Source organism: Thermococcus peptonophilus, assembly GCF_001592435.1.
Classification (GTDB): Archaea; Methanobacteriota_B; Thermococci; order Thermococcales; family Thermococcaceae; genus Thermococcus; species Thermococcus peptonophilus.
In genome coordinates this window covers 876892-897528 of the sequence record NZ_CP014750.1, presented here as the reverse complement: position 1 = coordinate 897528, position 20637 = coordinate 876892, and the positions used below count along the sequence as shown (strand labels likewise).

Below are 20637 nucleotides of genomic sequence, written 5' to 3'. Positions count from 1 at the left end.
ATACTGGCGAATTGAACCTCAAGCAGAAGCAGAGTTAGAGGTGAAGCCTTATGGCTGAAAGCATCGGCGAAATTCCCAGCGGTGAAAAGGAGTTTGCTGAATCCACTAAGCGGATCAGGGATATTGTTGAGTTCCCTGAGATAAGCGAAGAGGAGTTTTACGAGCTTCTAAAAAAGGCCAGCAGAACTTACGGTGGGGACCTTCCCCACAGGACGTACTCACTCTGTCCCGAGACGAGGAGGGTTGTCCCAGCTCTCGTCTGGGAAAAGGATGGTAAGGTCTGGATAACCAAGAAGTGCCCTGAGGGAATGATAACCGACCTCTATTATGAGGATGTTGAACAGTACTACAGGTTCAAGCGGTGGAAGTGGGACGAGAAAGAGCTTTTCAGCGCCAACGTCCCGAACACCGGTGTCAACTGCCCCCTCGACTGCGGCCTCTGTCCGAGGCACCGCTCCCACACCAGTCTGCTCAACATCGTTCTCACCAACCGCTGCAACCTGAGCTGCTGGTACTGTTTCTTCTACGCCAGGGAGGGTCAGCCAATTTACGAGCCGACCCTTGAGCAGATAAGGATGATGCTCAGGAACGCGAAGAAGGAGCATCCGATTGGTGCCAACGCAGTCCAGTTTACCGGCGGAGAGCCTACCCTTAGAGAAGACCTCATCGAAATCCTCAAGATGGCGAAGGAAGAGGGCTACGACCACGTCCAGCTAAACACCGACGGAATAAAGCTCGCCTTTGACCCTGAGCTGGTTAAGAAGATAAGGGAAGCCGGAACCAACACCCTCTACCTGAGCTATGATGGAATGACCCCGCAGACTAACTGGAAGAACCACTGGGAGATCCCGCTCATCTTCGAGAACGTGAGGAAGGCCGGCGGGCCGGGTATAGTCCTCGTGCCCACCACGATCAGAAACGTCAACGACCACGAGCTCGGCGCGATTATAAACTTCGGTCTCAACCACCTCGACATCGTCAGGGGAGTCAACTTCCAGCCAATCTCACAGGTTGGAAGGGTTCCGAAGAAGGAGCGCCAGAGGTTCAGGATAACCATACCGGGTGCCATCAAGAGGATCGAGGAGCAGACCAACGGGGCTATAGCCAAGGAGGACTGGTACCCGATTCCGATAGCAGGCCACATAGCGAGGTTCTTCGAGGCCTTCACGGGTTCACGCTACTACATGACCAGCCACTTCGCCTGCGGTGCCGCTACCTATGTCTTCCTTGACCGCGAGAACAAGCGCGTCGTCCCAATCCCGAGGTTCCTCGACGTTGAGGGCTTCGTTGAGTACCTTGAGAGCAGAGCCGAGGAGATTGAGCAGTGGAAGAAGCTCGGAAAGCTTCAGAAGCTCAAGCTCGGTGCTGAGATATTCATGAAGTTCAAGAGCTTCTACGACGACAAGTACGCCCCGAAGGGCGTCAAAGTCCTCGACCTCATCAAGAACGCCTTCATGCACGGCAACTACGACGCCCTAGGAAAGTTCCACCAGAACGCTCTCTTCGTCGGTATGATGCACTTCATGGACGAGTACAACTACGATGTCGAGAGGGTTGAGCGCTGTGTCATCCACTACGCGATGCCCGACGGAAGGATAGTTCCGTTCTGTACCTTCAACGTCATTCCGGAGCTCTACAGGGACAAGGTGCAGGCCCAGTTCAGCTACACCTGGGAGGAGTGGAAAGCTCTGCACCCAGACTGGGACTACAAGAAGGACAAGTACTTCAGGAGCAAGGAGTTTGTGGAGAAGATGAGGAACAGCGAGCTCTACAGAAGGACCTACATCGACATCGAGGACTACTTCGGGCTGAACAAGGAGTGAGGTGGGGGGAGATGACGACAGAGAGGGTCTTCAACAAGAAGCTTACCAGGCTTGACTTCAAGTTTGGCAACATAAACTGGGAAAAAGCAACTATAAAGCAGTACGAGCTTGAGAAGGACGAGAGAGTGTGGAGGATATTCCTCAACGGCTACGCCAAGAACGGCTTCGTAATCTTTGATGAGGAGCTGCTTCCAAGAGAAGAACTCCTCAAGGCGCTTGAAGAGCTCACGCCAGAAATCGTTGGGGAGAAGGCCCTGACGGTTCAGGAGCTCATCGAGGAGAGCATGAGCTGGAACAACGTTTTCTCTCATTCTTGACTTGATTGAATCATCCTGCTTTGTTTATATTTTACACTTTCTCCCTTTTCTGGGTCGTAATTACCTACATAATCCCCTACACAAAAGGGATTTAACAAATGAAGTCATATTTTAGAGCTTCCAATATTGGAGGTGATCCCATTGCAATTCCGGAAGAAGATAGCTATCACCGTGATAGCCGCTGTTCTTGTAACACTCCTCATTGGTTCAGCTACAGTCGGTTATGCAACCCTCAAGATGAGAAACAACATTCACAAAACACTCGACGTTCAGCTCAACGAAGTTCTGCCCAAGGAAATGGAGAAGAGCGTCCGGGAGCCCGTAACCAATGAGGCCGGTACGATAGCTATAAGTGCCGCTGAGCTGGGAGCCAAGCTCTTCGACGACTACTTCGACAAGATGCGCATGATGGGGGACGTGGCCCTTCAGGACGTCCAGGAGGCGTATTCGAAGTACGACGAAAGCGATCCGCAGTTCAAGGCTTTTCTCCTCAAGCGCTTTGAGATGGTCAAAAACCTCGATCCCAACGTGGCCTACGTTTACTTCGGAAGCACCACCGGCGGGATGTACATGTGGCCCGACGAGCCTCTCCCAGAAGGCTACGATCCCCGCGTGAGGCCATGGTATAAGGAAGCAGTCGACAAGAACGGCCCAGTGTGGACTGAGCCTTATAAAGACGCATCAACGGGCAAATGGATAGTTACTTTCTCTGAGCCTGTTTACATCAACGGGGAGTTTGTTGGCGTTATTGGTGTTGATGTCTTCGTCTCGACTCTGATAGATCAGGCCAAGCAGATAAAGATAGGCCAGACAGGTTACATAGCGATTTTGAACAAAGACGGCACCATCATTGTTCACCCCGATGAGAGCCTCGTTCAGAAGCTCAACATCCACGACGATCCAAACCTGGCAAGCCTCGCCGGTGAGCTGGACAAGAACAAGGAGACCGGATGGATTAGGTACACATTCAAAGGAGTGGACAAGATAGGCGGCTACAAGAGGATGAAAACGACCGGCTGGATAGTCCTGGCAACGGTTCCCATAAACGAGCTAACTGATCCGATGATGAACGCCATTGATTCCTCTCTAAAAGCAAATACTGAAAGGGTCGCTAGCGAGATAAACTCGGAAGTTGACTCTGGCATAAAAACCTCCTTACTGGGCTCGGTTCTTGCGGCGGTCTTCGGCCTGATAGTCCTGGGAATCGCATACAGGACTTTGAACAACACTCTAAAGCCCCTCGAACAGCTCCGTGACGTGGCCCAGGCCCTCGCTGAGGGGAGGCTGAGCGAGGTTAGGGAGAAGCTTAGAGGGATACAGTACCTCGAAGACGACGAGATTGGAGCGCTTATAAAGGCCTTTGAATCGGTTGGAAAAGACCTCGTGGGGGCCCTGGACACCATAGCGAGCAAACTTGAGCGCCTTGCCGAGGGTGATCTAAGCAACGGCCTCAGCGTCGAGGCAAAGGGAGAACTCAGGGAGGTCTTAGAAGATCTGAGGGACACAACCCACAGGCTCAAAGGTCTAATCGGTGAAATCGTGAACGTTACAAACGAATTGGACAAGAGAGCAAACGTCCTGGCTCAGATAGCTAGTGATGTTACTGAGGCTATCAACCAGGTGAACGAAGCCGTGCAGCAGGTTAGTATTGAAGCCCAGCGCCAGCAGGAGAACATTAACGAGATAACCGAAGGCATGAGACTAGTTGCTGACATGAGTGAGGAAAGCGTTAGAGCAATGGAGGAGTTTGAAGGGGCCGTCAACGAGGTTGTTCACATTGCTGAAGAGGGCAAGGAGAAAGGAGAAGTTTCAGCACAGCAGATTCAGAGTATTCAAGAGATGATGGACAACATAGAGGCCGCAGTCAATAGGGTTAATGAGATGAGCAGGAGTATTGAGGAGATTACGAACGTTATTACTGGGATTGCGGAGCAGACTAATCTTCTTGCCTTGAACGCGGCCATTGAGGCTGCTCGTGCTGGTGAGGCTGGTAGGGGTTTTGCTGTGGTCGCCCAGGAGATTAGAAATCTGGCTGAGGAGAGCAAGAAGGCTGCGGATAATATTAAGGAGATCATTGGTAAAATGACTGAGGAGATCAAGGATGCCGTGAATGCGACACAGAGGGGTGTTAGTGTTGTCAGTGAATCTTCAGAGACTCTCAGGGAGACGACTGAGTATCTCACTAATATTGCCGAGCTGATTAGTGAGACTGGTTCACGCCTTGGGCACGTGAAGGAGCAGATTATTAGGACGCAGGAGGAGGTTGATAAGGCTCTTAAGGCCCTGGAGAATTTGGCTGCTTCGGCTGAGGAGACGACTGCCTCGGCAGAAGAAGTCAGTTCAGCCGTTGAGGAACAAACAGCGGCAATAGAAGAACTCCAGAGAGCCGCCACAGATCTGAAGGCAATCGTGGAGAAGCTGCGCGACATCATCGGCAAGTTCAAACTGTGAAAGGGAAAGTTCAGAGGAGCTCTATCCTTACTTTTCCCTTTACCTCTTTTTCCAGCTCGAAGCCCACGATTCCGGAGAATGTCCTCAGGTCGATCACGTTTCTCCCTGCCTTTAGGTCAACGATCTCTTCTTCCGCTGTATCCGCCGGAAGTGAGAGGTCGTACTCGTAGATCTTTAGCTTCGCGTCGTTCTTCACGTAGAATATAGCCCTAGCACTCCTGTATCCGTCGAGTGGAATGCCCCCAAAGGTTCTTTTACTTGCCTTTCTCAGGAGGTCGAGCGAGACTGAAAAGCTCACCGCCGGCGGCCTCTCCTGGAGTATCTTCTCGTCCAGAACGACTATATCCCTGTTTCCGGTGTCGAAGGGCGTCGCCTCGGTAGCGCCGGTGTTTGGTGTTGTGTTAGTTGCCACGAGGAGCTTCCCGCCCATTTTCTCGATGCTCGTTACCCTCGCTCCAAAGGCTCCAACTATCTTCACCATCGGCGGAGCAACGTAAACGAGGACGCTTGGCCCCACGAGGGTGTTCGTGAAGTCCCAGAATATCCCAGCATCGGGCGAATCCCTTTTGTATGACGCGTCGTGGTGGGTGCTGAATGCCGTGAGTACTCCTCCACCGACGTTTATTGCGTTCACGCGGAAGGGGGCGTAGAACGTCGGGAAGTCTAAGAGGCGGTAAAAGGTGAATACCTCGCCCATGTAGGGGTTGCCTGCGAAGACACCACCGCGGACGAAGGCGAAGGCCCTGTTGTAGGCCGAAGCCATTGCCCCGAGTTCGGGCCTCTCGTAGGGTTTCCCGTCCACGCTACCCCCTGGCTTAAATGCCTCCCACTTCCCGCTTATGAGGTCGAGGGCTCTAAACTCTCTCAGTCCCCCAGTGAAGTTGTTGCCCACCCCGAAGAAGGCAACGTCGTGAACGCGCGTTCCCTTCGGAGACGGCTCGGTTATGAGGGGCTCTGCCTTTCCCCTCTTCCTGTCTAGGGAGTAGACGCCGAGGTTGGCGTGACCGTCCTCCCTTGCTAGGAGAATCCTGTCGCCGTACGGGTCGTAGATGATGTCACTTACCTCGCCGGCCCAGTCAGTCTGGTGGTGTATGGACTCCTTCCACAAGAGCTTGACCGAGCCTTCCGCGGTGTCATAGACGTGCACGTGAGAGTACTTGTTGTTGAAGAGTATCCTCCCGTCTTCGCGGTAAACCGCTGGGGCGTGCACCCAGCCGCCGAAGTAAATGAACTCGTCAACGGTCTCGACGGCGTTGTAGGTGTCGCCGCCGCTCGTGGGGGCATCTCCGACCAAGGTGAAATCATAGGTCTTTTCCTCGTTGCTCTTCACGTCCATAAAGTGCGCTTCCGCCTCGAAGGCCAGTGTGAAGTATAAGATACCGTTGTGGTGTCTCAAGCCGAAGATTCCGCCGCTCCCCCACTCGGGGCCGTATCTACCCGGAAAGCGGTAGTTTCTGAGGAGCATGGTATCACCGATGGTGATAGGCTTCATTGCTTATTGCCTTTTCGCCGGAGGGCTTTTATATTCCGCCGCCTAAGAAGGAATCATGAACGCTTACAGGGGATTGGCCATAATCTTCGGCTTCTACGCTCTGGGCGAGTTTGGGAGTTCGGTCTTTAACCTTTCCATTCCGGGAAGCGTTCTCGGCATGCTGTTTCTACTTGCGGCTTTAATTACTGGGGTTGTCCAGCTTGAGTGGGTTGAGAACGAGGCGGAACTGTTCGTAAAGAACATGAGCGTTATGTTCATCCCTCCGGGGGTCGGGATAATACTCTACATCAGCCTTCTTAAGAGCCAGCTTGTCCCTGTCGTTGGTGCCCTCTTGGTCAGCTTTTTGGTCACATTGATAACAACGGCAAAGGTCGTTGAGCTTTTGAGGGGGGAAGGAAGGTGAACCCATACGGGATTGCTCTAACGCTCATAGTCTTCTACGTTTTTTCGGAGGTACACGCGAGAAGGAAGGCCTTTTACACGAACCCTGTTCTCCTCTCAATAGCCACGATAGCAGCATTTCTCTGGTTTGGCGGCTTTTCCTACGATTCCTACATGGAGAGCGCCGGGATACTCAAGTTCCTCCTCGGGCCGGCTGTGGTAAGCCTTGCTGTCCCCGTTTACAGAGGACTTGATACAATCAAAGCTTACTGGAAGGAAATAACAGCTGGAATAACGGTCGGTGGAATCGTTGCCATACTAAGTGCCTTCTACACGGCAGAGGTTCTCGGTGGGAGCAGTAATGTGCTCCTAAGCATAGCCCCCAAGAGTGTCACAACTGCAATAGCCATAGGAATCAGCGAAAAAATCGGTGGAATCCCCGCCCTTACGGCAGTCCTCGTTATTCTAACCGGAATACTCGGGAATGCGGTTGGACCGGAACTCCTGAACGTATTTCGAGTCAGGGACAGAGTAGCGAGGGGGCTGGCAATGGGGGTCACATCCCACGGCCTAGGGACGGCTAGGATTCTGCTGGAGGATGAGATTGCTGGGGGAGTTAGTGGGCTTGCGATGGCATTAAACGGTGTCTTTACCGCCCTCGTGCTTCCCTATCTCATCAAAGTCCTCTAAAATGCACTCGCTAACGCGGAGCCTGTCATCCCTGTCCAAGAAGAGCGTGAAGTCCCTCTTGGCCAGTCTGTCCTCTATCGGCGCGTGTTCCACCAGGAACGCTATTATTTCAGCCGTGCTGTATGGGACTTTCACTCCAAGCTCGTCGGCCTTCTTAAAGAGCTTCTCGGGAACCTGGAAGATGTCTTCACCCTTTTTGACCTCAATGCTTATTTTCGAGTTTATCTGCTCCCACAGAAGAAGTGTGTTCCTGGCCTTTTCAATCTTCTCAAGGGCCCTTCTCTCGAGGATGCTAACGTTGGCCCTGCTCGTCCCGAGAATTTCGGCTATCTCGCTCTGTTTCAAGCCTTTGGCCCTAAGCTGGAGAACCCTAATCTGCTGCTCGGTTAAAAAGCTCTTCATGATAAGCACCATTAGTTAACAGAACGCTGGAAGTTAAAAGGTTTTTGAGAAGATGGTGCGGTGGCCGGGATTTGAACCCGGGTCACCGGCTTGGGAGGCCGGTGTCCTAGACCAGGCTAGACTACCACCGCAGTCAAGCCCGTAGTATAGAGGGATCGTGACTTTAAAAGCTTTACCCCCTGCTTAAGTCCTTACTCGGCCACTGGGAGGGCTTTTGTCCTTTTTCCTTAACAAAATTTCCAGATCGCCCTAACGTAGGGTTTTTAAGAGCCCCGCTGAAAGTCCACCGGTGGTATCTATGCCTTACCTGATAATCGAGCACCTTGAGGACATCAGCGACTGGCTGTGGCTTGAGTACTCTCACGTCGCCCAATGGTGGGGGGATAAGCTCATCTTTACTAACGTCCGCGAGGACGAGAGGGAGAGGCTGGCAAAACTTGGGAGTGTCATCACGGAGAGCGTTACAAAGTTTCCCTTCGATAGATCAAAGCTAATAATCCTTGACCTTCAGGCGGAGGAGGAGCTGAAGCCTGGAGACATAGAGGGGGATACCATGATAGTGGTCGGCGGAATCCTCGGCGATGCGGTTCCACGCGGAAGGACGAGGGAGTTCATAACCTCAAAGATGGAAGGCGTTAAAGTTAGGCACATCGGAAAGCCCCAGTACTCCATAGACGGCGCATCGATAGTGGCGAAGCTCATAGCGGACGGAAAACGGCTGGAGGAAATTGAATACGAGGAGAACCCGACGATAATGCTCGACGAGTTCAGCGAGATAACGCTCCATTACACGGTGCCGAAGCTAAACGGAAAGCTCCTTCTGACGCCAGGATTAATAGACCTCCAGAAGAGGGAGCTTGGATACACAGAAGCAGACGAGGAGATAAGCGACGAGGAGCTTATTGAGTTCTTTGAGGGAAAGAGGGAGCTTTGATTACTTCTCCCATTTCTCAGCTAGCTCCTCTATCTCCCTCCACACCCTCTCCCTGTCGGCTTTATCCATGACCAGAAAGACCTCCTGAACGCTCCCATCGCTCTTGGCGACGAGCTTTAAACCCGTCTGAGTCTCCCGTGTGACCTTTATCTCGAAGCCTCTGGAGTCGCTCGCGTATATCCTACCCGGGATTACCTTTTTCACTCCAGGGATTCTGGCTATCTCTTCCAGCGGCTTTTCAAGGCCCTTGAGAAAGTGGTGCTCCCTCTTCACCCCGCGCTTGAAGTGTTTGGGCATGTGGGGAGAATAAAAAAGAACCTTTTAGACGTTACGCCCTCTTCCTCACCTTAACAGCGACTCCCTTCTTCGCCCTGACCATCTCTTCCCCGTTCAGAACGGCCTTCCCGACACCGACTACCTTTTCATCTCTGACTATGCCGACGATGTCGTCGGGCCTTATCCTCGGATCGGCTTCTTCAACGCCGACAGCGAAGACGTCTCCCCTAAGTTCAAAGTCTATCTTCACCCAGTAGCTCTTAACTGCATCGTATATTCTCTGCATTCCGTAGGGAGTTACGCTTATTACGCCGTCCTTGAAGGTTCCGGTCTGCTGACCGTCAACGAAGATGCGGAGCATCTTTGAGCCTTTAACCTGACCATTATCCGGGAGAATTGCTTCCCCAGCACCGATGCCAAAGTAGAAGTCGAAGACCTTCCTTATGTTCTCAAAGTAGCGGTAGGTCCTGTCCTCCTTCGTTCCCTCAATCTGGAACTCCCTCAGCGTCTCGGTAAGTGAGCGAAGGCTTTCGTGGCTCGTCGTCCCGTTTTTGACGTCCGTGAAGATTATCTCCCTTCTGGAAAGCTCGGAAGCGAGCTTGGCTATCTCAACGTAGGCCTCGTCGAGATGCGCTACTATCGGGATTTCCTCCGGGTACTTCTCAAGCGTCTTAGCTAGAAGCTCAGCAGCTGGCTTTATCTCCTCCTCGCTCCAGTGACCGGTGACTACTATGTCGTACTTGGCCAACCACTCCCACTCCCTAGGGACAACGCCGAAGGGTGAGGTTAAGATAAGCTCGTGAACCTTTGAGATTCCCGAGCCGAGGGCCTCTTTCACGGCCCTTCTGTAGAGGGTGTGCGAGCGGGAGAAGGAGTAGGGCTTCTTAGCGGAGCACGGGAAGAGCAGGAGGAGTTCAACATTCTTCGGCGGTGTAAAGCGCTCAAGCACGCGCTCGTGCCACCTTTTGACCTCGGGCCTCCTTATGGATGCGTCGCTAATGAAGTATACCGTCTCCTTCTGGATTGGAGTGTACTTCTCAAGATAATCTGGGTGCTCAAGGTCTGCTATTCTCAGAATTCCAGCGTTGTACTGGGTCGGGAAGAAGTTCTCTACTAGATACCTCAGCTTGCCCTCTTCGAGGGCCTTCCTCACGAGCAGTATTACCTCGCGGGCGAAGTCGAGTGAGTTGGGCTCGCTGCTCCACAGGAAAGGAGAGAACTGAGTGAATCCCTTGCCCTCGAAGTCGTAGAGCTTGAGAGAGCGGGTGTCGAAGGCGTCAACGCCAAGATAAACGGCCAGAGGATAGAAGAACGGCTCAAGGTCGGTTATTATCATGATGTTCGGGAACCTCTCGCGGAGCTCCCTTAAAATCCTCACGAAGTAGCGGTACTCCTTGATTAGAATCTTCGAGTTGCCGAGGTAGACGGCATCGAAGTTGTGTCTCTCGATGATCTTGAAGAACTCCCCAAGGTACTCAGTTCTCCTCAGGGCCGGGAAGTAGAAGGCGTTGAAGCCCTCGTAGTTTACACTCCAGAGTCTCCCGATGGCTTTCTGGATTACCTCATCGGGAGTGTAAAACCCGAGTGGTATTGATGGGGCGAGGTTGAAGTCGTACTCGCCCGGCTCTTTGGGATGGAAGAAGGAGTTGAAGGGAGACAGGGTAAAGTCTATCCCGACTAACGCGGGAGTTCTGAAGGAATAATCCCCTAGCCTGACTACCCCAAGCCTTCCGGGTCCTTCGTGTTTGATGACTTCCATAGCGATTCCTCAGACGAGGTTGTACCTCTGCAGGAGCAGGAGCTCGTCGAGCGTTAGCTTCTCGCCGCGCTTGAACTTCTCGAGGGCTTCAACTGCCTTCTCGAAGTTGGCATCCTTCTTGGCGCGCATCTTGGCGACGAGACGGTAGGCGATAAGCTCCTTGTGCTTCTCGTCGTACTCCCTGATCTTCCTCTCGATCTCTCTGAGCTGCTTCCTGGCTTCCCTGACCTTCTCGCGGAGCTCGACGACCTTCTGGTGGTACTCGTCGGCCTCTTTCTTGACCTCGTCAGCCTTGTTGAAGGCCTGGATCATCTGCTCGTGGAACTGCTGGCTCTGGTTGGCGAGCTTCTGTATCTCAAGGCTGATGGCTTTCCTGGCCTTCTTGAGCTGGTCCACCTTCTTCCTCGTCTCAACGAGCTTCTTGTGGAACCTCTCGGCCTGCTGGATGATCTCAAGCTCGGTCGCGAGAACCTGTATCTGGTCAACGATCTGCTTCTCCCTCTCGGGTGTGATGTTCGGGTTGGTCTGGAGCTCCCACTCAAGCTTCTCGATCCTCTCCTGTATCCTCTCAGGAGACATCTTGAGCCTCCTGAGCTGGTTGTACTCGTTTCTCTTGGTCTTGTACTCGAGTATCTCCTGGTAGAGGAGGTCGAGCTTGGCGTTGATCTCCTCGCGGTTCTTCTTGAGCTCCTGTATCTTCTTGTTTATCTCATCCCTCTTCGCCTTGTACTCGCGCCCCTTCTGGCGGAGCTGCTGTACTTCCTTGTTCTTTTCATCCCTCTTTTGAATCCAGACCTGGAGCTCCTTTTCGAGCTCATCCAGTTTGGCCCTGATCTCATTTCTCTCCTTTTCCAGGGCCTCAATCTCCCTCTTGATCCTCTTAATTTCCTCTGGGTCTACTTTAACCGTTGTCATCTCTCTTACCCCTCTCCCTTTTTAGAACAGCTCTGCTTACTCCAAACATCTGGACTGGAAATTGAGAGAGTAAATAAAAACTTTTTGGATAATTCAGCGGTATCGCCATGAGCATGATAGATTATTTTCCCTTTTGTTTGGCTGTATCTTTCTATGGTGCCCATGAATCAACAGAAGTCTTCTAAAACATTCAAAATAGAACAAAACAGGGACAAAACAAAAAACTTTGCTCCCAGTTCACTCTCTTACAACCTGCGTCCCTGTCCTCCCCTCAAGAGCCTCGACGGCCCTGTCGAGGGAAGCTATAACAGCTCTCTCTCCGCCCCACTCAACGAACCTTATCGCCGCTAAGACCTTCGGCCCCATGCTGCCCTTCTTGAAGTGGCCCTCTTCATAATAGCGCTTCAGCTCGTCAACAGTTACCTTCCCGAGCCACTTCTCATCGGGCTTTCCGTAGTTCAAGGCAGCACCGTTCACGTCCGTGAGTATCATGAAGATGTCGGCATTTACCTCTTCCGCGAGCTTCTCCCCAGCTAGGTCCTTGTCTATAACCGCCTCAACGCCCTTAAGCTCCCCGTTTTCCTCAATTACCGGGACTCCTCCGCCGCCGCTCGCTATGACGATGAAGCCTTTCTCGACGAGGTCTACTATAACCGGCGCCTCAACGTGGCCCTTCGGGTCAGGGCTTGGGACGACCCTCCTCCAGCCCCTTCCAGCGTCTTCTATAACCGTCCAGCCCTTTTCCTTTGCGAGTTTCTTTGCCGTCTCCTCATCGTAGAACGGACCAACCGGCTTGCTCGGGTTCTGGAAGGCAGGGTCGTTCTTGTCAACGATGGTCTGAGTTACTATCGTCGCGACGGGCTTCTCAACCCCTCTCTTCCTCAGCTCGTTTATCAGGGCCTGGCCGATCATGTAGCCTATCTGTCCCTGGGTCATGGCACCAGCGACGTCCATCGGCTGGGCGGGGATTCCATAGACCTGCTGACCAGCGTCCATGTGGAGAAGAAGGGCACCCACCTGCGGGCCGTTACCGTGAGTGATAACCACCTCGTAATCGTTATCGAGGATTATGTCCGCTATCTGCTTGGCAGTCCTCCTCACGTTCTTCATCTGCTCCTCGTAAGTCCCCTTCTGGCCTCGCTGTAGTATGGCGTTCCCGCCCAAGGCTATGACAACCCTCTTCATTCTCTCACCTCCAGGGATGACTAATTACGCTCACGGGCATAAAAACGTTCGTTAGGCTTCACCCCTGTTCACTTGAATAAGGTTCGGGGAAGAGGCCAGCCACTCTACAAATGTAAAGAAAAGTGGGGCTCAGAGGTACCATTCAGAAAAGTTCCCAAGCCCGAGCCGCTCAAGGGTCTTCATGACCCCAAGTGATATCCCCTCGACCTCTATTCCACCGGGTAGCTTGTAGGCGTCGCCGACGAGGTAGATGTCCTGAATCGGGAAGTCCTCAACGGTCTGCCCGCTGGCGACCCTGTTTACGGGATTTCCGTCCAGGTAGGTCTGAATGAGCAGAATCTCGCCCTCTTCATCGAGGTTCGGGAAAATCCGGTAGATGTCTTCAACTCCCTTCCTCTGCTCGGCCTTAACGTTCCTGCTCTGGAGAGCGTGGTGGAGCATGATGAGGGTGTATCCATCTGGAGCGAGCTCGGGGCTTAGAGCGGTTGGCTCGTTGTAGCCGTTTATCCTCTCAGTGTCAAGGGTAAAGACGACGGTGTTGCCTATTCTCGGCCCTCCCTTTAGGGCCACGTTGTACTTTATCCCCTCGCTCGGCTTCAGTGAGTCAACGTGCTTGAGGTAATCACGGTTGAAGTTCTCTCTCCCGACTAGCTCGACGGTCTCCTTGATGCCGATGTTCGAGATAAGGACATCGTAGGAAACCTCCTCGTTGTCCGCAGTTGTTACCTTCTTTGTCTCCGCATCAACTTCAACGACCTTCTTCCTCGTTAGGATCTTCCCGCCGTTTTCCAACACAATTCTCGCAAGCTCGTCGGTCAGGGCCTTGCAACCACCTTTCACCAAACCAGGCCCACCCCACTTCAAAGCCGCCTTAATCTCCCTCGCCAGCTCTCCTGCAGGTACATCCAGCACGCTGTCCGCCCAGCCGAGGAAACTCTTTATGAAGAGGTCGGTGAACTCACTGTCGCCTATTCTCTCTCGAATCCACTCGCGCCCGCTCATCTCGGCCTCTTCTCCGATCGGGAGCTTGTTCCGCTTTATATCCAAAAGCAACTTCGTTGCTCTGGCCCTCTCCTTCCAGCTGAGATACTTCCAGCCCTCGCGGTAGTGGAACGTCCTGCCCTCGTAGAAGATCATGCCCTTTGGGTTGGAGTTCACTATCCTAACGTTTGCGCCGAGGAGTTTGAGAAGATAAGCTAAAGGCCCGTCCTCTCCGTGTGGAACCATGTGGAAGGCTCCCGTTGAGAGGCCGAAGCCTTTGTAGTCCAGGTTCGTGAAGCGGCCGCCGGTATAAGGGGCTTTTTCCAGAACTGTGACATCGTAGTCGTTCTTAGCCAGAAAGCCGGCCGTCAAAAGCCCGCCGATGCCAGAACCTATTACGACTGCCCTCATTTTATCACCTGAAAGGCCAAAGGTGAGGAGAAATATAAGGATATCGAGGAACAGAATTGTTCAGAGCCTCCACTCTACCCCAAGGATCTCGCTGTAGGCATCGAGAACCTTCTCAAGGTACTCCCTAGCCGTTCCCACCTTGTCGATCTTGAACTTCTCTGCCCACTTCTCATTGCCGAACTCTTCGCTTCCCCTGGCGACGAGGTCAATAACGCGCATGCTGTCCCAGAACACCGGCGTGTAGCCGGCCTTCCTCGCGAACTCTATAAGGCGCTTAATCTGCTTCTTAGCGTGCTCCTCCATGTCAACGTTTTCCCCGTAGGCCTCCATGAAGAGGGCCTTAAGGACCGGCTTCATCCAACCGCGGTGGAAGCGGCACCAGCCGATGTTGTCGTACCAGAACTCCCAGAGGGCGCTCGCGATTATCTTCTGGGCAAGCTCCTCGGGCTCGAGGAAAACGCCGAACTGGTAGAACGTCCAGTACCTTCCCTGAATCGGGAGCGGGATGTAGTTTCCGATGGCCCAGTACATTGTCGGCGTCATTTCACCGTCCTCGCCGAGCGGCGTGAAGACAGCATAGTCTTTGAAGCTCTCGCCGTACTTGAGCCTGTACTTGAACTTCTCGTCGAGGATTACACTGGCTTTCCTCTTTCCGAGGCCGATGATCTTCGCTATCTCATTCTCGGCGAAGGCCACCCTGTGGGCGAGTTCAGCAACTAGCTTCGCGTTCTTCTCGCTAGCCTCAACGGGCCTCTCAAGTAAAGCCTCCTTCGTGAAGTCGGGCTTATCGCTGAGGCCGACTTCCTCGGGCTTGAGGATTCCACGGTGGACTAACTCCAGAACCCATGCTGCGGTTCCGCCGAACTCTATGGCGTCGAAGCCCATCGCATCAACGGCAGGGACACTTATGTCGCTCGCCCTTAGGGTTATCACGCCGCTGAGCGGACCGTTTGCCTCTCTAGGCTCGTACTCGATGTGGTGGCCGTTGGCGTACTTCTTGCACACGACGGGGCACGGCTCACCGCAGTTCGTCCAGTTCTTAGTCTCTATCGCTTCCTGGTTGAAGGGCTCCCAGTAGTACTTCATTATTGCCTCGTGGATCTTTATGCGCTCTTCCTTCTCGATGTAGGGCATCTGCCAGTTGAGTATTGGCACGAAGTCGCCTTCAGCGGGATAGTTCCCGCCGAAGGTTCCGCCGGTCTTCAGTTTTGGGTTGTACTTGTACTTGACGGTCTTTTCCGCTATAATGTCGTTGTAGGGCTTCTTGTGGACGCCTTCAACTATCTCCTTGGCAGTCCTGAAGGAGGAGATGTCCTCGCCCGGGAAGTTCCTTTTCCGAGGTTTCCCTCCGAAGATTATGCCAACGACGTTGTGTGCCCTGAGTAGAACCGAACCAGAGCCGCCCCTGGCCGCCCAGTCCTCGCTGCCAACAACGCGCTTGCCCTTCCTCAGGGTCTGGGAGAATATCGCTCCGTAGTTAGAGTTAAGGGCTGCAGGACCTACGACGGCGATGCGGTATTCAAAGTCGAACCTCTCGCCGAAGGTGTCTATGAGGTACTGAGTGAGCGCGTAGACGCCCTCTTCCCCTTTGTAATCGCGCCATATCTCGATAAGTCTGTCCAGCTCAATCTCATGGAGCTCGACCTTTATGTTCTCTCCGTCGTTGTAGAGGACAACCACAACCGGCTTCTCCGCCTTGCCCTCGAAGGTGACGAAGTCAACTCCGACGTTCTTGAAGGCGTAGGCAGCACCGCCCATTGCCGATGGGAAGAGCGTCCCGTAGAGCGGCGAGCGGAAGAAGAACATCAGCCTGTGCGCTCCTGGGAGGATTGAACCCGAAAATGGCCCCATTCCCATTACCATAACGTTCTTAGGGTCGTAGGGATCAATTGAGTGCGTCCCAAGCTTCTCATGGAGTTCGAGACCGTAGTCAATGATGCCGTAGATTCCATCCTTCTCGAACTCTTCACTTTCCACTTTCTTCTCATCAAGCTTTAGGTGAAGTACCGTGAACTTCATGCTCTCACCACCTTTGTATCACTCCGAGTGTTGAAATCAACTTGAAGAATATTTAAGGTTTCCGGCCCAGCTTGGGGATTACGGTGTTGGAATATAAAAACCTTGGTGGATACAACCGTGCAGGGAGAAAATGAACAGAAAAGGGCTGGAAATCACTCGATGGGCTCGAACCTGTCGGTGAGCCTCTTGAGCACTCCGGGCAGGGTGGTGTACTCCATTTCTTCAAGCGGGAGCCTGTGCGGCTCGAAGGGCCCGTGCCTGCGCATGTACTCGGTGATTTCTAGGGCCTTCTGGCGGGTGTAGTCGAAGGCCGGGTCGTCAAAGAGGTCAACCGGGCCGACGAGCTTTCCTTCTGGGCTTATCTGCCAGCCGAGGGCGACAACCCTCGGCGGGCCGTCGAACCTGGTCGGGTTGGCCTGGTGCATCGGAACCGGCATTATCGGGCCGTTGTGGGAACCGCGCATCCAGCCGCTGACGAGGTGCGGGAAGGCGAAGGGCTCAAGGACTTCACCGAGGGCTGGAAGGCCGCTCTGGGCCCTGACGATGGCAACCGGGTCGTCTTTTCCAACGTACTCGCCGGCAACTTCATAGAGCTTCTCAGTGCTAACTACCGCCACCGGCTCGTTCTCCGGAATCGGGTGGCCGGGCTTGGGATAAACCCTCTTGATGACGTAGCGGCTCTTTGCTCCTATAAGGGCAAGGAGGTCGTAAAGCTCCTCTGGACTGTTGAGGATTACCCTCTTGTGCTCGAGGATGTCCCAGACCTCAAAGCGGAAGCCCATGTGCATCTTCGGGTCGATGACGAGGCCTGCCGTGTTGAACGGGTCTGCGAACATCCTGAATATCGGGAGGTTGAAGGCTCCCGGCTCGGTCTTGTCCATGTGGAAGGTAACGACAGGCTCGCTCTTCCTGAGGGTTATCTCCATCTCCGCAACTCCTGGCCCCATTCCGCGGACGTTGCCGCTGAATGCATCCTTGAGGAGATCCTGGCCGGCTCCGTAGAGACCGAGCTCCTTTGCGACCTTAGTGGCCTCCTCAAAGGCCTTCCAGGCGAGGCCGTGTACCTCTGGGCTGTCAACGCCTTTCTTGTGGGTCATGATGAGCTGAAGGTCATCTCCGCAGGTGGCGACGTAGAAGTCGATGATAGTTCCCTCTTCGACTGCTTTCGAGAGGACTTCCTCGGCTGTCTCAACGAGCTGTGGGTGCACCCTAGAGTGTCCTGGCCAGCCGCCTATATCTGCTTTGATAACACTAATTGTGATTTTCTCCCCAACAGCCATCTTATATCACCGTATAAATTAGGTAACTTTTATGCTTATAAAACGTTAATATCACCGTCGATGATACTCAAGGAACCCTAAATTCGAAGAGTATAGAAGCGGAATGTTGTACATCAAAATGTCTATAAAGGGAGAAATTCACTCGCAGATGTCGCTCCAGCCGAACTTCTCCTTTGCAATCTTTACCAGCTGCTTAAGCTCGTCCTTCTTGATGTTGGCGCTTGAGCTGGCTCCGACTAGGGCTATTATTCCGTGGACTTCTTCCTGAACCTGAATGACGTCGTCGTGGACTTTGACTACTCTGAGCTCTCTCTTTGCTGTTTCGTCCTCTCCGATCTTGAACTTGTCATGGCCGATAACTATTGGCTCCTCCATATGGCTCACCTCAATAATTTTTGTTATCCAAAGTTAATAAAACTGTCGGGGCAAAACTTATAAACCCCAAACGGGTAAGCTACCCCCGGACGGGGGCGTGGTGTAGCCTGGTCCATCATCGCGGGCTCCAGAGGTATGAGGACTTGCGGGTTTGCTGATTGGGGGATGAGCCTTTGGAGCTCTGACCCGGAGAAACCCGCGGACCGGGGTTCAAATCCCCGCGCCCCCACCACAGCAGCCCTTTCTTACGAAAGCGCTGGCGGAAAGTTGGTATGCTTTTTTAAATAGAGGCTAATTTTATGAGGGGTTTCTCTCATCAATTTGCCAAACTTACTGGATTTTATCACCGTATAGTGCCCAAAGGGCACTAAAAAGACAGTCAAAATCACAATTAGTGGGGGAACTTCAAGATTAAACCCGCGCAAAGTTGCTTTTTGAGTGAGCATACGCTCATCAACAGGCAAGTTCAAAAGGAAAGGGAAACCTTTTGGTGAAGCTTTTCCCAAAAGCTTCCTGCGCGACGTTGAAGCTCCGCTTCAACGCACGGGACGACAGTCCCATTGAGTTTGATCAAGGTTCGTGGTTCTTTTCCAAAATTGCTGTTTTCTGAGGATTTTCTTGCGTACGTGCTAAAAATTAGTGAATTCCCAACTATTGCTCAGTGAACAAGAGTTTCTCTCCCTTTGACGCCCTACGGGCGTCGATTACAAAGCAAACTCACCCCGAAAGCTCTCACTGAAATTGAATTCACACTTAAACAAGAGCCCTTAATGAAAAATCCCTTTCAAAACCATTTACAAACAAGAACCACCAACTTTGATGAAACCTTGCAAGCAAAGTTTCCTTGGCCAAGCTTTTCCAAAAGCTTGCTTAAGAATGTGAGAAGGTCTGGCGCCCGGGCCGGGATTTGAACCCGGGTCACGGGAGTGACAGTCCCGTATGATAGGCCGGGCTACACCACCCGGGCGCGTGATAGTGGCCGGCGGCGTTCCCGGTTTCCCGCCCCCTCTCGGAGGGCAGTACACCCGGGAACGCTGGCGGGCTTAACTTCCGGGGTCGAAACGAGACCGGGTGTAGCCCCGCCGCTATGGCCGCCGTGCCGATAACCACTCCAAGGATGGGTTTATAAATCTTACGGTAAATTTTCCTTTAGGTGGTAGCATGGGACTGCTTGAAGACAAGGCCCTCGTGGAGGCGGCTCTTTTTGTGGCCGGGAGGCCATTGAGCCTGAAGGAGCTTTCAAAGGCACTGGGAATAAAATCACTGGAATACCTGGAAAAGCTGATAGAGCTTATAGCGGCCGAGTATGCCGAGAGAAAGAGCGCGATAGAGGTCGTTAGAGTGCTCGAGGACAAGTACGTGATGCAGGTCAAGCAGGAGTACAGCCAGAGGGTCATCCACCTCATGCCGAAGCCAGACCTGAGAACGGGAGAGTTAAAGACCCTGGCGCTGATTGCTTATCTCCAGCCGGTCGAGCAGAGCAAGATAGTAAAACTACGCGGCAGTCAGGCCTACGAACACATAAAACGGCTCGTTGAAATGGGCCTGATTTACGCCGAACCATACGAGAGGACAAAGCTCCTGGGAACGACGAAGAAGTTCGCCGAACTCTACGGATTCCCTGAGAACGACCCAGTCCTAATAAAGGAGGCCTTCAAGAAGGTCGTCAATGCCGAATACAGCGACCTGATGGCCAAACTTGAGGGCAGAGGTGAAGAAAAAGAAGAGGAAGCTCCGTCCGATTGAAGTTTTTCTAGGCCCTGTAGTTTTCCCATTTCTGCTTTTGGGCAAAGTTTTTCTCCTTTAGCCCCAACGAAGTCCTTGGAGAAAGCTTTAAATACTCATAGTGCCAATTACTATCAGGGTGAGTGCTATGGAAGTTCTGACAAAGGACGAGATAATCAACCGGATTATCCGGGAGAGAGGACTTTCAAGGTCTGAAATCGAGGAGAAAATACGTGAACTGGCCAAGATGCACGGTGTTTCGGAAAACGCTGCCGCTGTAATGCTCGCAGAGGAACTTGGGGTGAGCCTCGGAAAGGAAGAGGAGATGCTGTACATCAAGGATCTCGTTCCAGGGATGACAGGAGTGAACATAGTCGCGAGGATCAAGAGAAAGTTTCCGCCGAGGGAATACACAAGAAGGGACGGTTCAACTGGCCGGGTGGCCGACCTGATCATTTACGACAGCACGGGCCAGGCGAGGCTCGTTCTCTGGGATGCAATGGTGGCAAAGTACTACGACGACCTGAACGTTGGCGACGTAATCAAGGTCATAGACCCCACCGTCAAGGAAGGAATGAGGGGCGTGGAACTCCACGCAAACTTCAGGACGAGGATAATCAAGAACCCGGAGGACCCGCGCGTCGAGGAGATTCCCCCTCTTGAAGAGATCAGGAGCTACAACTACCGCAGGGTTCGGATAAAGGAGCTCCAGGGCGGCGAGCGCTTCGTAGAGGTTCGCGGAACTATAGCCAAGCTCTACAGGGTGCTGGTCTACGACGCCTGCCCCGAGTGCAGGAGGAGAGTGGATTACGACCCGTCGACGGACACTTGGATATGCCCCGAGCACGGGCCGGTGAACCCGGTGAAGATAACCGTCCTCGACTTCGGTCTGGACGATTCAACGGGCTACATCAGGACAACTCTCTTCGGTGACTCCGCGGCGGAGCTGATCGGAGAAGACCCCGAAGTCATCGATGAGAAGCTCAAAAAGCTCATAGATGAGGGACTGACCCCAAAGGAAGCGGGGAAGAGGCTTGCCGAAGACGAGTACTACCCGCTCATTGGAAAGGAAATCGTGGTTAGGGGAAGCGTCGTGGAGGACAAGTTCCTTGGAACCCTCTTCAAGGCAAGGAACTGGGACGAGGTGAACGAGAAGGCCGAGATAGAGCGCGTGAGGAAGGAGCTCTACCGCGAGCTGAAGGAGTATGGCCTTGAGTGAGG

At 53.1% G+C, this 20637-nt stretch carries 18 protein-coding genes, 3 tRNA genes and 1 rRNA gene; 9 read left to right on the top strand and 13 right to left on the bottom strand.

Features of this window, described 5'->3' with window-relative positions; all coding sequences use genetic code 11:
• Positions 1–50: 50 nt before the first annotated feature.
• The 3 genes from tes to A0127_RS04795 all read left to right on the top strand — a co-directional run bounded on the left by tes (position 51) and on the right by A0127_RS04795 (position 4591).
• Positions 51–1823, top strand: a complete 1773-nt coding sequence (gene tes / locus A0127_RS04805; protein ID WP_062388637.1) for a tetraether lipid synthase Tes — start codon at positions 51–53, stop codon at positions 1821–1823.
• 11 nt (positions 1824–1834) lie between these two features.
• Positions 1835–2140 carry a DUF3213 domain-containing protein gene (locus A0127_RS04800; RefSeq protein ID WP_062388634.1) on the top strand — a complete coding sequence of 102 codons (306 nt, stop codon included), beginning with the start codon at positions 1835–1837 and terminating at the stop codon, positions 2138–2140.
• A gap of 141 nt (positions 2141–2281) precedes the next feature.
• On the top strand, positions 2282–4591 hold the full coding sequence (locus A0127_RS04795; protein WP_062388632.1) for a methyl-accepting chemotaxis protein: 2310 nt from the start codon (positions 2282–2284) through the stop codon (positions 4589–4591).
• Positions 4592–4601: 10 nt separating this feature from the next.
• Here the strand turns inward: A0127_RS04795 and A0127_RS04790 are convergent, their stop codons facing one another.
• On the bottom strand, positions 4602–6056 hold the full coding sequence (locus tag A0127_RS04790) for a DUF2139 domain-containing protein (protein WP_062388629.1): 1455 nt from the start codon (positions 6054–6056) through the stop codon (positions 4602–4604).
• 82 nt (positions 6057–6138) lie between these two features.
• On the opposite strand from A0127_RS04790, the gene A0127_RS04785 reads away from it, so the two are divergent.
• A complete protein-coding gene (locus A0127_RS04785) occupies positions 6139–6486 on the top strand; it encodes a CidA/LrgA family protein (protein WP_062388626.1) in 348 nt (115 codons plus the stop codon).
• Positions 6483–7154 carry a CidB/LrgB family autolysis modulator gene (locus tag A0127_RS04780; protein ID WP_062388622.1) on the top strand — a complete coding sequence of 224 codons (672 nt, stop codon included), beginning with the start codon at positions 6483–6485 and terminating at the stop codon, positions 7152–7154. Before A0127_RS04785 ends, A0127_RS04780 begins: the two co-directional genes overlap by 4 nt.
• Here A0127_RS04780 and A0127_RS04775 read toward each other — a convergent pair.
• Both A0127_RS04775 and A0127_RS04770 read right to left on the bottom strand, forming a co-directional pair.
• Entirely contained in the window at positions 7101–7556 is a 456-nt protein-coding gene (locus A0127_RS04775) for a Tfx family DNA-binding protein (protein ID WP_062388619.1), read from the bottom strand. The two genes, A0127_RS04780 and A0127_RS04775, sit on opposite strands and share 54 nt — an antisense overlap.
• Before the next feature lie 53 nt (positions 7557–7609).
• Positions 7610–7687, bottom strand: a tRNA-Gly gene (locus A0127_RS04770).
• A 167-nt stretch (positions 7688–7854) separates the two neighbouring features.
• On the opposite strand from A0127_RS04770, the gene A0127_RS04765 reads away from it, so the two are divergent.
• Complete coding sequence (locus A0127_RS04765; RefSeq protein ID WP_062388616.1) at positions 7855–8490, top strand: hypothetical protein; 636 nt, start codon at positions 7855–7857, stop codon at positions 8488–8490.
• Here A0127_RS04765 and A0127_RS04760 read toward each other — a convergent pair whose 3' ends face one another.
• From A0127_RS04760 to A0127_RS04725, 8 genes are all read right to left on the bottom strand, one after another.
• A complete protein-coding gene (locus A0127_RS04760; RefSeq protein WP_062388613.1) occupies positions 8491–8787 on the bottom strand; it encodes a DUF2103 domain-containing protein in 297 nt (98 codons plus the stop codon).
• A gap of 31 nt (positions 8788–8818) precedes the next feature.
• Positions 8819–10525 carry an archaeosine synthase subunit alpha gene (arcS, locus tag A0127_RS04755; protein ID WP_062388610.1) on the bottom strand — a complete coding sequence of 569 codons (1707 nt, stop codon included), beginning with the start codon at positions 10523–10525 and terminating at the stop codon, positions 8819–8821.
• Between the two features lie 9 nt (positions 10526–10534).
• Entirely contained in the window at positions 10535–11440 is a 906-nt protein-coding gene (locus A0127_RS04750) for a coiled-coil protein (protein ID WP_062388607.1), read from the bottom strand.
• Positions 11441–11677: 237 nt separating this feature from the next.
• Entirely contained in the window at positions 11678–12625 is a 948-nt protein-coding gene (gene arcC, locus A0127_RS04745; RefSeq protein ID WP_062388603.1) for a carbamate kinase, read from the bottom strand.
• Between the two features lie 129 nt (positions 12626–12754).
• The gene (locus tag A0127_RS04740; protein ID WP_062388601.1) at positions 12755–14017 is read right to left on the bottom strand and encodes a phytoene desaturase family protein; all 1263 of its coding nucleotides are present in this window, start codon (positions 14015–14017) and stop codon (positions 12755–12757) included.
• A 60-nt stretch (positions 14018–14077) separates the two neighbouring features.
• Positions 14078–16036, bottom strand: coding sequence for a glyceraldehyde-3-phosphate:ferredoxin oxidoreductase (gene gor / locus A0127_RS04735; RefSeq protein WP_062388598.1), 1959 nt, complete (start codon positions 16034–16036; stop codon positions 14078–14080).
• Between the two features lie 152 nt (positions 16037–16188).
• Positions 16189–17316 carry a fructose-1,6-bisphosphate aldolase/phosphatase gene (gene fbp, locus A0127_RS04730; protein WP_062388595.1) on the bottom strand — a complete coding sequence of 376 codons (1128 nt, stop codon included), beginning with the start codon at positions 17314–17316 and terminating at the stop codon, positions 16189–16191.
• A gap of 138 nt (positions 17317–17454) precedes the next feature.
• The gene (locus A0127_RS04725; RefSeq protein ID WP_054840831.1) at positions 17455–17691 is read right to left on the bottom strand and encodes a hypothetical protein; all 237 of its coding nucleotides are present in this window, start codon (positions 17689–17691) and stop codon (positions 17455–17457) included.
• 91 nt (positions 17692–17782) lie between these two features.
• Between A0127_RS04725 and A0127_RS04720 the strand changes: the two genes are divergently transcribed.
• Positions 17783–17923, top strand: a tRNA-Trp gene (locus A0127_RS04720).
• 657 nt (positions 17924–18580) lie between these two features.
• Here A0127_RS04720 and A0127_RS04715 read toward each other — a convergent pair.
• Together A0127_RS04715 and rrf are read right to left on the bottom strand one after the other, a co-directional pair.
• Positions 18581–18658 (bottom strand) — tRNA-Asp (locus A0127_RS04715).
• Positions 18659–18668: 10 nt separating this feature from the next.
• A 5S ribosomal RNA gene (gene rrf / locus A0127_RS04710) occupies positions 18669–18790 on the bottom strand.
• 62 nt (positions 18791–18852) lie between these two features.
• On the opposite strand from rrf, the gene scpB reads away from it, so the two are divergent.
• Together scpB and A0127_RS04700 are read left to right on the top strand one after the other, a co-directional pair.
• On the top strand, positions 18853–19437 hold the full coding sequence (scpB, locus tag A0127_RS04705) for an SMC-Scp complex subunit ScpB (RefSeq protein WP_054840832.1): 585 nt from the start codon (positions 18853–18855) through the stop codon (positions 19435–19437).
• Between the two features lie 127 nt (positions 19438–19564).
• A complete protein-coding gene (locus A0127_RS04700; RefSeq protein WP_062388591.1) occupies positions 19565–20635 on the top strand; it encodes an OB-fold nucleic acid binding domain-containing protein in 1071 nt (356 codons plus the stop codon).
• Positions 20636–20637: the final 2 nt, after the last annotated feature.

Bases quoted from the DNA above. Each gene is read 5' to 3' on its own strand.
- tes (WP_062388637.1), top strand. From the start codon at position 51: ATGGCTGAAAGCATCGGCGAAATTCCCAGCGGTGAAAAGGAGTTTGCT.
- A0127_RS04800 (WP_062388634.1), top strand. From the start codon at position 1,835: ATGACGACAGAGAGGGTCTTCAACAAGAAGCTTACCAGGCTTGACTTC.
- A0127_RS04790 (WP_062388629.1), bottom strand. From the start codon at position 6,056: ATGCTCCTCAGAAACTACCGCTTTCCGGGTAGATACGGCCCCGAGTGG.
- A0127_RS04785 (WP_062388626.1), top strand. From the start codon at position 6,139: ATGAACGCTTACAGGGGATTGGCCATAATCTTCGGCTTCTACGCTCTG.
- A0127_RS04775 (WP_062388619.1), bottom strand. From the start codon at position 7,556: ATGAAGAGCTTTTTAACCGAGCAGCAGATTAGGGTTCTCCAGCTTAGG.
- A0127_RS04765 (WP_062388616.1), top strand. From the start codon at position 7,855: ATGCCTTACCTGATAATCGAGCACCTTGAGGACATCAGCGACTGGCTG.
- A0127_RS04760 (WP_062388613.1), bottom strand. From the start codon at position 8,787: ATGCCCAAACACTTCAAGCGCGGGGTGAAGAGGGAGCACCACTTTCTC.
- arcS (WP_062388610.1), bottom strand. From the start codon at position 10,525: ATGGAAGTCATCAAACACGAAGGACCCGGAAGGCTTGGGGTAGTCAGG.
- A0127_RS04750 (WP_062388607.1), bottom strand. From the start codon at position 11,440: ATGACAACGGTTAAAGTAGACCCAGAGGAAATTAAGAGGATCAAGAGG.
- arcC (WP_062388603.1), bottom strand. From the start codon at position 12,625: ATGAAGAGGGTTGTCATAGCCTTGGGCGGGAACGCCATACTACAGCGA.
- A0127_RS04740 (WP_062388601.1), bottom strand. From the start codon at position 14,017: ATGAGGGCAGTCGTAATAGGTTCTGGCATCGGCGGGCTTTTGACGGCC.
- gor (WP_062388598.1), bottom strand. From the start codon at position 16,036: ATGAAGTTCACGGTACTTCACCTAAAGCTTGATGAGAAGAAAGTGGAA.
- fbp (WP_062388595.1), bottom strand. From the start codon at position 17,316: ATGGCTGTTGGGGAGAAAATCACAATTAGTGTTATCAAAGCAGATATA.
- A0127_RS04725 (WP_054840831.1), bottom strand. From the start codon at position 17,691: ATGGAGGAGCCAATAGTTATCGGCCATGACAAGTTCAAGATCGGAGAG.
- scpB (WP_054840832.1), top strand. From the start codon at position 18,853: ATGGGACTGCTTGAAGACAAGGCCCTCGTGGAGGCGGCTCTTTTTGTG.
- A0127_RS04700 (WP_062388591.1), top strand. From the start codon at position 19,565: ATGGAAGTTCTGACAAAGGACGAGATAATCAACCGGATTATCCGGGAG.